This window comes from Streptococcus sp. DD10, from assembly GCF_001578805.1.
Classification (GTDB): domain Bacteria; phylum Bacillota; class Bacilli; order Lactobacillales; family Streptococcaceae; genus Streptococcus.
The window spans coordinates 425,003-436,684 of record NZ_KQ969157.1 but is presented as its reverse complement, the minus strand read 5'-3'; the positions used below and the strand labels follow the sequence as shown (position 1 = coordinate 436,684).

The 11,682-nt window shown below is 36.7% G+C and carries 5 protein-coding genes and 2 pseudogenes; all 7 read left to right on the top strand.

What is annotated here, in order from left to right; genetic code table 11:
- Window positions 1-189: 189 nt before the first annotated feature.
- Entirely contained in the window at window positions 190-3,288 is a 3,099-nt protein-coding gene (locus tag STRDD10_RS01895; RefSeq protein ID WP_067192650.1) for a DNA polymerase III subunit alpha, read from the top strand.
- Window positions 3,289-3,370: 82 nt separating this feature from the next.
- A pseudogene (pfkA, locus tag STRDD10_RS01890) lies at window positions 3,371-4,380 on the top strand (6-phosphofructokinase).
- Between the two features lie 81 nt (window positions 4,381-4,461).
- Window positions 4,462-5,964 carry a pyruvate kinase gene (gene pyk / locus STRDD10_RS01885; protein WP_067192649.1) on the top strand — a complete coding sequence of 501 codons (1,503 nt, stop codon included), beginning with the start codon at window positions 4,462-4,464 and terminating at the stop codon, window positions 5,962-5,964.
- 273 nt (window positions 5,965-6,237) lie between these two features.
- Window positions 6,238-7,197, top strand: coding sequence for a class 1b ribonucleoside-diphosphate reductase subunit beta (gene nrdF, locus STRDD10_RS01880; protein WP_067192647.1), 960 nt, complete (start codon window positions 6,238-6,240; stop codon window positions 7,195-7,197).
- An 867-nt stretch (window positions 7,198-8,064) separates the two neighbouring features.
- The gene (locus STRDD10_RS01875) at window positions 8,065-8,901 is read left to right on the top strand and encodes an ABC transporter substrate-binding protein (protein WP_067192645.1); all 837 of its coding nucleotides are present in this window, start codon (window positions 8,065-8,067) and stop codon (window positions 8,899-8,901) included.
- Window positions 8,902-8,963: 62 nt separating this feature from the next.
- The gene (locus STRDD10_RS01870; RefSeq protein WP_002885646.1) at window positions 8,964-10,163 is read left to right on the top strand and encodes an argininosuccinate synthase; all 1,200 of its coding nucleotides are present in this window, start codon (window positions 8,964-8,966) and stop codon (window positions 10,161-10,163) included.
- Between the two features lie 326 nt (window positions 10,164-10,489).
- A pseudogene (argH, locus tag STRDD10_RS01865) lies at window positions 10,490-11,682 on the top strand (argininosuccinate lyase); the annotation flags it as partial.

Sequence of the window (11,682 nt, the reverse complement as noted above, 5' to 3'; positions counted from 1 at the left end):
TAGGTGGTATATGTGTCACAAAAGTTAAATGTTTACTTTTATGAAGACTTGTCATTGAATTTGTTGCTTAACTCGTTTCTAGAGTTCTAGATTTCTTTATTCTGCACTTTCAATAAAAGGAGCAAGTTTTCAGTCGCAGAACGGATGAAATTTTAGTATACTAGACATAGAAAAAATGAGGAGAAAATCGTGTTTGCACAACTAGATACCAAGACTGTTTTTACTTTTATGGGAAGTCTAATGACTATTCCTCGATACATTAAGCATGCCAAAGAACTTGGTTATACACATATCGGTATCATGGATGTAGACAATCTTTATGGTGCATTTTCTTTTTTAGAGGCTTGTAAAGATGCAGCTATCACCCCTCTGATTGGTATGGAACTTACGGTTGAACATGAAGGGAGTTTTTTCTCACTACGAATTCTCGCCTTGACGACAAGAGGGTATCAAAATCTTATGAAAATAGCGACCTTACGGCAGACGGGTTCTAGGATATGGAAAGACTTTATTCACTTAATGAAGGAAGTAGCTATCATTGTCCCTTATCAAGAAGATATTGATACGGTAGATTTGGGTGTGGACTTCTATGTGGGCGTTCGTCCCGATTCGCCTTTAACTTCCACAGTTCATAAAAGCATTCCCTTAAAAACAGTTCGGTATCAAGACAGTGGTGATTTAGAAGCGTTACAAATGCTTGCAGCTATCAAAGATAATGTTGATCTAAGAGAAGTCGGACCATTACCTAAAAATGATGGACTCTTATCAGCAAGAGATTTAGCACAGTCTTATAGTGTTTATCATCAAGAAGCGATTGATAATTTATCGGAATTGATTGAACATATTCACTACGATATCGATAGTAATCTAAAATTACCACGTTTTAATACAGGCCGTTTGGCAGTGGAAGAGTTACGAGAAAAAGCAGAAGAAGGCCTGGTCTCTAAAAAATTGCAAAGTAAAATTTATCAGGAGAGATTAAATCTAGAATTGTCCGTTATTCACCGAATGGGATTTGATGATTATTTTCTGATTGTTTGGGATTTAATACGATTTGGTCGCAGTCAAGGATATTATATGGGGATGGGGCGTGGCTCAGCTGTGGGGAGTTTGGTTGCCTATGCTTTAGATATTACAGGAATTGATCCCGTGGCCAATAATCTACTTTTTGAGCGCTTTTTGAATTTAGAACGTTATACGATGCCGGATATCGATATTGATATTCCTGATATTTATCGTCCTAACTTCATTCGTTACGTTCGCGATCGTTATGGGACTCAACATGCTGCACAAATTGTGACCTTTTCAACATTCGGAGCCAAGCAGGCTATTCGCGATGTTTTTAAGCGCTTCGGCGTTCCTGAATATGAACTAACAAATATAACTCGAAAAATCTCATTTCGTGATAGTTTAGTGACAGCGTATAATCACAATCTTTCCTTTCGTCAAATTATCAATAGTAAAATAGAGTATCAAAAAGCATTTGAAATTGCTAAAAAGATTGAAGGAAATCCTCGCCAAACCTCAATTCATGCTGCGGGTGTCGTGATGAGTGATGCAGTATTAACTGATTATATTCCACTAAAATACGGTGAGGATATGTACATCACTCAGTATGATGCACATGGTGTTGAAAATAATGGGTTGTTAAAAATGGATTTTTTGGGGCTACGGAATTTGACATTTGTACAGCGGATGAAAGAAGTAGTTCTAACAAAATATGAGGTTTCTATCGATATTTCATCTATTAATCTAGAAGATCCGGACACTTTAGCTCTATTTGCTCGTGGAGATACAAAAGGTATTTTTCAGTTTGAACAAGCTGGAGCAATTAATTTACTCAGACGTGTTCAACCAACTTGTTTTGAAGAAGTTGTTGCAACTACTTCATTAAATAGACCAGGAGCAAGTGATTACATAGATAACTTTGTTAATCGTAAGCACGGTAAAGAAAAAGTGGAGCTGATTGATTCTAGTCTAGCCGATATTTTAACATCAACCTATGGCATCATGTTATACCAAGAGCAGGTAATGCAAGTCGCACAACGTTTTGGAGGCTTCAGTCTTGGTCGAGCAGATATTTTACGGCGTGCAATGGGGAAAAAAGATATCAGTGAGATGCATCGTATGGAGGCTGAATTTATAACAGGTGCGCAAAAATTAGGCCATTCTGAAAGCAAGGCAAGACAGGTATTTGCTATTATGGAAAAATTCGCTGGATATGGTTTTAATCGTTCCCATGCTTATGCATATTCAGCGCTGGCATTCCAGATGGCCTACTTTAAAACTCACTATCCGGACGTTTTTTTCGACGTTTTGTTAAATTATTCCAGCGGTGATTATATTAAAGATGCGTTAGAATCTGGTTTTAGTTTAGCTAGATTAAGCATTAATAACATTCCCTATCTTGATAAATTTGATAAGAAAAATATTTATCTTGGTTTAAAAAATATCAAAGGTTTATCGAAAGATTTTGCTTATTGGATTATTGAAAATCGCCCATTTTCAAGTGTTGAAGAGTTTATTTTGAAATTACCTGAATCATATCAAAAAATTCCTCTCTTAACTCCACTAGTTCAATTGGGTCTTTTTGATAATTTTGAAAGCAATCGCCAAAAGATATTGGTCAATTTACAACGTTTATTTGAATTTTCAGAACAGTTAAGTAGTCTTTTTGCCGAAGAGAGTTACTCATGGCTTGAATCAGAAGACTTTACGGTTGCTGAAAAGTATCGTATGGAACAAGAAATTTTAGGTGTTGGATTAAGTCCACATCCCTTAAAGATTTTGGCTCAAAATAGTACAGAACCTTTTAGTATGATTTCAGACTTGGTAGAACATGCAAAGGTTACGATTTTAGTTGAAATAGAAGATATTCATGCGATTCGTACCAAAAATGGTGAAAAAATGGCATTTTTAAAGGTTACGGATACTGTCAATCAACTGGATGTGGTTGTATTTTCGACAACTTATCAGGAAACCGGCTATACTTTGAAGCAGGGTTATTATTATCTTTCAGGTCGTGTCAGAAAGAGAGACGGCAAATTACAATTAGCTTTAGAAGATGTTCACGAGGCTGTGTCGGAGAGATTTTGGATACAAGTAGAGGAACACAAGCATGATAAGGAAATTGCTAAGATATTAAGAAAATTTAGTGGTAGCATACCAGTTATTTTAAGATATGAGAAGGATAAAGAAACAGTTGTGCTTCCTAATATACGGGTTCAGAAAGATGAACAACTTCAGGAGGAGTTAAAACGAGTAACTCTGAAAACGGTTTTTCGATAAAAAAGACTCTTTTCCGAAGAATTTTTGTCATAAGTGTGTTATAATTTATTGGAATGTAAAAAATAAAAGGAGCAAAGACGAAATGAAACGTATTGCTGTTTTGACCAGTGGTGGTGATGCCCCTGGTATGAACGCTGCTATTCGAGCGGTTGTTCGTCAAGCAATTTCTGAAGGAATGGAAGTTTATGGTATCCGTAAAGGTTATGCTGGTATGGTTGCTGGTGAGATTTTTGAATTAGACTCAGCAACTGTGGGTGATATCATTTCTCGTGGAGGTACCTTCCTTCATTCTGCTCGCTATCCAGAATTTGCCAAACTTGAAGGCCAATTAGCTGGGATTGAGCAACTAAAAAACACGGTATTGAAGGAGTAGTTGTTATCGGTGGTGACGGTTCTTACCATGGAGCAATGCGCCTTACAGAACATGGTTTTCCAGCTGTCGGACTTCCTGGAACAATTGATAATGACATTGTTGGTACTGATTTTACAATCGGATTTGATACTGCAGTAACTACTGCGATGGATGCAATTGATAAAATTCGTGACACTTCTTCAAGTCACCATCGTACTTTTGTAATTGAAGTGATGGGTCGTAATGCCGGAGATATTGCACTATGGGCAGGTATTGCTTCAGGAGCAGATGAAATTATTATCCCTGAAGAAGGGTTTAAGATTGATGAAATCGTAGCAAGTATCAAAGAGGGCTATGATAAAGGACGTACACACAACATTATTGTTCTTGCTGAAGGAGTTATGACTGCATCTGAGTTTGGTAAAAAACTCAAAGAAGCAGGAGATACAAGTGACTTGCGCGTAACCGAGCTTGGGCATATCCAACGTGGTGGAGCTCCAACGGCTCGTGACCGAGTTCTTGCTTCTCGCATGGGTGCGCATGCTGTTAAGTTGCTAAAAGCAGGTATCGGTGGTGTTGCTGTCGGTATTCGTAACGAGAAAATGGTTGAGAATCCAATTCTTGGTACTGCTGAAGAAAATGCTCTCTTTAGCTTAACTGATGATGGCAAGATTGTGGTTAATAATCCACATAAAGCAGATTTAGAGCTTGCTGAACTCAATCGTAGCTTATCTATCTAATCCTTTGACAAGAATTGTCAATCTGTATTTCGTTAAAACTGTCTAAAAGACATTTAAAATTAAAAAGGAGTTTCATATATCATGAACAAACGCGTTAAAATCGTTGCAACCTTGGGACCTGCGGTAGAAATCCGTGGTGGTAAAAAATTCGGTGATGATGGATACTGGGGTGAAAAGCTGGATGTTGAAGCATCAGCACAAAATATCGCCAAATTGATTGAAGCTGGTGCAAATACTTTCCGTTTTAACTTCTCACATGGTGACCACCAAGAGCAAGGTGAACGTATGGCTACCGTTAAACGTGCTGAAGAAATCGCTGGTACAAAAGTTGGGTTCCTTTTGGATACAAAGGGTCCTGAAATTCGTACAGAATTGTTTGAAGGTGAAGCAAAAGAATATTCATACAAGACTGGTGAAGTTATTCGTGTTGCTACTAAACAAGGAATTCAATCAACTCGTGAAGTAATTGCTTTGAACGTTGCAGGTGGACTTGATATTTATGGTGATGTTGAAGTTGGTCGCCAAGTTCTTATTGATGACGGTAAACTAGGTCTACGCGTTATCGCTAAAGATGATGCAACTCGTGAGTTTGAAGTAGAAGTAGAAAATGATGGTGTCATCGCTAAGCAAAAGGGAGTGAATATTCCTAATACGAAAATTCCTTTCCCTGCTCTTGCTGAACGTGATAATGATGATATTCGTTTTGGGCTTGAACAAGGTATTAACTTTATTGCGATTTCATTTGTTCGTACGGCAAAAGATGTAAACGAAGTGCGTGCTATTTGTGAAGAAACAGGTAACGGTCATGTGAAACTCTTTGCAAAAATTGAAAATCAACAAGGTATTGATAACTTAGACGAAATTATTGAAGCTGCTGATGGTATTATGATCGCGCGTGGAGATATGGGAATTGAAGTCCCATTTGAAATGGTTCCAGTATACCAAAAACTAATCATCACCAAAGTGAATGCTGCTGGTAAAGTTGTTATTACTGCAACAAACATGCTTGAAACAATGACTGAAAAACCACGTGCAACTCGTTCTGAAGTATCTGACGTATTTAACGCAGTTATTGACGGTACAGACGCTACAATGCTTTCTGGTGAATCTGCGAATGGTAAATACCCACTTGAATCAGTTACAACTATGGCAACAATCGATAAGAACGCACAAACACTCTTAAGTGAGTACGGTCGTTTGGATTCATCAGTGTTTGTCCGTAATAGTAAAACTGAGGCAATTGCTTCTGCAGTAAAAGACGCTACAAACTCTATGAATATCAAATTAGTTGTTACTATTACAGAAAGTGGTAACACTGCTCGCTTGATTTCTAAATATCGTCCAGATGCTGACATCTTGGCAGTTACTTTCGATGAATTAACTCAACGTTCATTGACATTAAACTGGGGTGTTATTCCGGTTGTTACTGAAAAACCAGCTTCAACTGATGATATGTTTGAAGTTGCTGAGAAAGTTGCTCTTGAAACAGGTTTGGTTGAATCAGGTGATGATATTGTTATCGTTGCTGGTGTACCTGTTGGAACAGGTGGAACTAACACTATGCGAATTCGTACAGTACGTTAGTTTATAGAGATAAACTGTTCTTTGTCAATTGTAATGAGTCGAAGAGGTACAAGATTTTAAAAGGAGCCGATTAGATCTGCTCCTTTTCTAGCATTTTATTTATAAATTTAATAATAATTATCGATTATATTTCTCCTATGCTAGACGCAGTGAGTGAATTGGAAAAATACTCTATACTAGAGGAGGATAAAGTGTGTATCAAACGAATCATAATGAGAGTAAGTTTTTAGATATCTACTTGTTAATTAAAGGGTAGAAGTTAAGGAGAAGAATATGCAAACATATTATAAAGCAATAAATTGGAATGCCATCGAAGATGTCATTGATAAGTCAACTTGGGAAAAACTGACCGAGCAATTCTGGCTTGATACACGAATCCCTTTGTCTAATGACTTGGATGACTGGAGAAAACTTTCATCTGAAGAAAAAGATTTGGTTGGGAAGGTCTTTGGAGGCTTAACCTTATTGGATACCCTACAATCAGAATCTGGGGTCGAAGCTTTACGTAAAGATGTTCGTACTCCTCATGAAGAAGCTGTTTTTAACAACATCCAGTTCATGGAATCAGTCCACGCTAAATCTTATTCTTCTATCTTTTCTACCTTAAATACAAAGACTGAAATTGAAGAAATTTTCGAGTGGACTAATAGCAATCCATACTTACAAAAGAAAGCTGAAATTGTTAATAAAATCTACCTGAATGGAAATGCTCTTGAAAAGAAAGTGGCCAGTGTATTTCTAGAAACCTTCCTCTTTTACTCTGGTTTCTTTACCCCTCTTTACTATCTCGGTAACAATAAATTGGCTAACGTGGCAGAAATCATCAAATTGATTATTCGTGACGAGTCTGTTCATGGAACCTACATTGGTTATAAATTTCAACTTGGTTTCAACGAATTGCCTGAAGAGGAACAAGAAAAATTGAAAGAATGGATGTATGATTTATTGTACACACTCTATGAAAATGAAGAAGGTTATACAGAGAGTCTCTATGATAGTGTTGGATGGACTGAGGAAGTGAAGACTTTTTTACGATACAATGCCAATAAGGCTCTTATGAACCTTGGTCAAGATCCCCTTTTTCCTGACTCGGCTGATGATGTAAACCCAATCGTTATGAACGGGATTTCAACTGGTACATCTAACCATGACTTCTTCTCCCAAGTTGGAAACGGCTATCTCCTTGGTGAAGTTGAAGCCATGCAGGACGATGATTACAATTACGGTCTATAATTTTAAACTAGAAATTTATAGAAAAGTCTAAAAAGTTCAGTTAGTATAAGACTATCTTTTGAGATGTAATCTTTGAAGTAGGATTTTATAGTAAAAATAGAACATGTAGTAAATTGAAAATCTGAGGTAATAGACTTTTGAGCTATTACCTTTTTTATACTTCTCGGGAAATAGCATTGTTTTGCCTTGCAGATTTGCCCAGAATTTCGCTTCTACTGATTACTTGATACCACTGACTATTTTACTCTAGATGTCTAGTCAAGTAAAGTAGCATATATGATCTCTAAATGAGTGCATCATCTTTAAAATGCTGGGACAGTCCCAGCATTTTTATTGTAGTTTGGAATCTAAAGATTTGCGTGGGCTATTGATAATGGTTTTGAAATATATTTGTAGTTTCCAATCGCTTAAGGTTTTTAATGCTTTTTCTCGTGGAACAAACTACTTAAGAAGTTCGTTGAAATCCTCATTTCTAACTTTTTAAGTTAAGAGTAGAGATGAAAATAGTAGTTTTCCTTAGGGGAGGAGTTTTAGTTTTAAAGTTTTCAAAATTGTTTCGAAAACGTTTATCGCTGCTTTTAGTTATATTGTTGAAAATATTGAATAATGGTTGCGTATATTTTGAAATTTGTTATGTATACTTTTTTATTAGGAACAGACAAAAATTCTAATTTCTTCTAATGAGTTATTTATTCTATTCAAAGTAAAATCAAAGTGGTAATCTTTTGAAATTTGGTGAATATTATTAATAAATCAATTAGCAAATAAGTGAATTTTTGAAAAGTTATTCAAAAATTTCAAAAAAATGGAAAAAAATTCAAAAAAATAGATTGACATTTGCAATATAAAGGTGTATGATTATACACAATACTTAATAATAACACAGAAGGAGTCGCTTATGAAGAAAAAAATATAGTATTAACATTCTTGGCAGTCTTGACAGGATTTAGTTTAGTTGCTTGTAGTAACAGTTCTCAAACATCTAGTCTTGATTCTATAAAAAGTAAAGGGAAGCTGGTTATCGCTTTAAATCCCGAATTTGCACCATTTGAATACCAGACTCTGGTAGATGGGAAAAACACAATTGTAGGCTCAGATGTAGATCTAGCAAATGAAATTGCCAAGGAACTTGGTGTCGACATAGAAATTTCTCCGATGAGTTTCGAAAATGTTTTGGCTAGTGTTCAGTCAGGAAAAGCTGATTTAGCAATATCAGGAATTTCTAAAACAGAAGAGCGTAGTAAAGTTTATGATTTTTCCGAACCGTATTACACCACAACTAACAAGTTGATTGTGAAGAAAACTGATTTGGATAAATATACATCAATAGATAGTCTAACTGGAAAAAGTATTGGAGCACAAAAAGGAACTGTTCAGGAGAATATAGCTAAAAACGAATTTACAGAGTCTTCGGTTGTATCTTTAAGTAAAAATGGAAATTTAATTACTGAATTAAAATCAGGTCAATTGGATGCAGTAATTTTTGAAGAGCCAGTAGCTAAAGGCTATGTTGAAAAGAATCCTGATTTAGCGCTTGCGGATGTGAATTTTGAACAAACGGATGCAGATTCTTATGCTATTGCTATGAAAAAAGGTAGTACAGAATTAAAAGAAGCGGTCGATAAAGTGATTACTAAACTGAAGTCAGATGGGAAACTAGAAGCTTTTATACAAGAAGCCTACAATAAGTCAATTGAAAATTAACTACTTCACAAATTTAATATAATTCCAAATAAAAATGATTAAAAACTAGAAAGAGTCATATGATGTCAAAAGAGAAAGTTATTCTTGCCTATTCGGGAGGTCTTGATACCTCAGTCGCTATTACATGGCTTAAAAAAGATTACGATGTTATTGCTGTTTGTATGGATGTCGGTGAAGGTAAAGATCTTGAGTTTATCCATGACAAAGCTTTGACAGTTGGAGCTGTTGAGTCATACGTGCTTGATGTTAAAGATGAGTTTGCTGAAGATTATGTGCTTCCAGCACTTCAAGCTCACGCTTACTATGAACAAAAATATCCTTTGGTTTCAGCGCTTAGCCGTCCAATTATTGCTAAAAAATTGGTTGAGATTGCTCATAAAACAGGAGCAACGACTATCGCTCACGGTTGTACTGGTAAAGGTAATGACCAAGTTCGTTTCGAAGTTGCCATTGCTGCCCTAGACCCAAGTCTTAAAGTAGTGGCACCAGTGCGTGAATGGAAATGGTCTCGTGAGGAAGAAATTGAGTATGCTAAGGCTAATGGTGTTCCAGTTCCAGCAGACCTTGATAATCCTTACTCAGTCGATCAAAACCTTTGGGGACGTGCCAATGAGTGTGGTGTTCTTGAAAATCCTTGGAATCAAGCTCCAGAAGAGGCTTTTGGGATTACCAATTCACCAGAGTCTGCGCCAGATGAAGCTGAATATGTCGATGTTACTTTCAAAGAAGGGAAGCCAGTTGCTCTTAACGGTAAAGAAATGAAATTGGCTGACCTTATCCAAGAGATGAATGTTATTGCTGGTAAGCATGGTGTCGGACGTATCGACCACGTTGAGAACCGTCTTGTAGGTATCAAATCTCGTGAAATTTATGAATGTCCAGGAGCTATCGCCCTTTTGACAGCTCATAAAGAAATTGAGGACTTAACCTTGGTGCGTGAAGTTTCTCATTTTAAACCAATTCTTGAAAATGAATTGTCAAACCTTATCTACAATGCTTTGTGGTTTAGCCCAGCAACACAAGCTATCATTGCTTATATTAAGGAAACACAAAAAGTTGTTAATGGTATCGCTAAAGTTAAACTTTACAAAGGGCATGCTCAAGTAGTAGCACGTCAATCAGCTAATTCATTGTATGATGAAAACTTGGCTACTTACACATCAGCTGACAGCTTTGATCAGGATGCTGCAATTGGATTTATCAAGCTTTGGGGTCTTCCAACTCAGGTTAATTCACAAGTTAACCATCCATTTGACAATTAATGACAGATTACATAAGAAAAGTAGGATAGTAGAAGAAAAACGCTTCTTATCAGATAAAAGTGGACAGGGAGCCACATCTGATACTCTTTTCTTATAACTTATATTATTATCGTTAAGGCGTTCTGAGAGGCGTCACGAGCCTAAATAAACTACGACAGAGATCGGGTTTTAGGAAAACAAGTGTCCAGAGAGACAAATTAAGCTAGACAAATACTATCTAGCTTTTTTCATTTAAGTTATTGTGACCAAAGAGGTCGTTGCTTGTTATAAGTATTAAGAAAGGATGGAAGATTATCCCAGTGTAGGGGGATCTTCAAAATAAAACTATGGCAGAAAATCATAAACTATGGGGCGGTCGGTTCGAAGCTAGTCTTGAAAAATGGGTAGAAGAATTTGGTGCTTCAATTTCCTTTGACCAAAAGATGGCAGAGTTTGACCTTAAAGGATCTATTGCCCATGTTACGATGCTTGGTGAGACAGGGATTATTACCAAAGAGGAAGCATTACAAATTAAACAGGGCTTGGAAGAGCTGCTTGAAGAGTACAAGGCTGGTAAACTAGAATTTGATGTTTCCAATGAAGATATTCATATGAATATGGAGAGTCTTTTAACAGCTAAAATTGGATCAGTAGCAGGAAAACTTCATACAGCACGTTCACGTAACGACCAAGTAGCTACGGATATGCATTTGTATCTAAAAGCCAAATTAGTGGAAGTTATTGAGAAGCTCGATAACTTACGTGCTACTTTGGTCAATCTAGCAGACAAACATACCTATACAATTATGCCAGGCTACACCCACTTGCAGCATGCACAACCGATTTCTTTTGGTCACCACTTGATGGCTTATTACAACATGTTTACACGTGATACCGAACGTTTTGAATTTAATATCAAGCATACGGATATCTCTCCACTCGGAGCTGCTGCACTAGCAGGAACAACTTTCCCGATTGATCGTAATATGACATCTGACTTAATGGGCTTTGCAAAACCATATAGCAATTCCTTGGATGCTGTTTCCGATCGTGACTTTATTCTCGAATTCTTGTCAAACTCAAGTATTCTCATGATGCATATGACACGTATTTGTGAAGAAATCATTAACTGGTGTTCTAACGAGTTTAAGTTTGTAACTCTATCTGATACTTTTTCAACAGGCTCTTCCATTATGCCTCAAAAGAAAAACCCAGATATGGCAGAACTAATTCGTGGGAAATCAGGTCGTGTCTATGGAAACTTGATTGGATTGTTGACCGTGATGAAGTCATTGCCTTTGGCCTACAATAAAGATCTCCAAGAAGATAAAGAGGGTATGTTTGATACGGTAGAAACGATTACTGTCGCTATTGATATTCTCGCAGGTATGCTCAATACAATGACTGTTAATGACAAACATATGGCAGAATCAACAGAGAAAGATTTTTCAAATGCTACAGAATTGGCTGATTATCTTGCATCTAAAGGCCTACCATTCCGTGAAGCACATGAGATTGTTGGAAAACTTGTCCTTGAGTG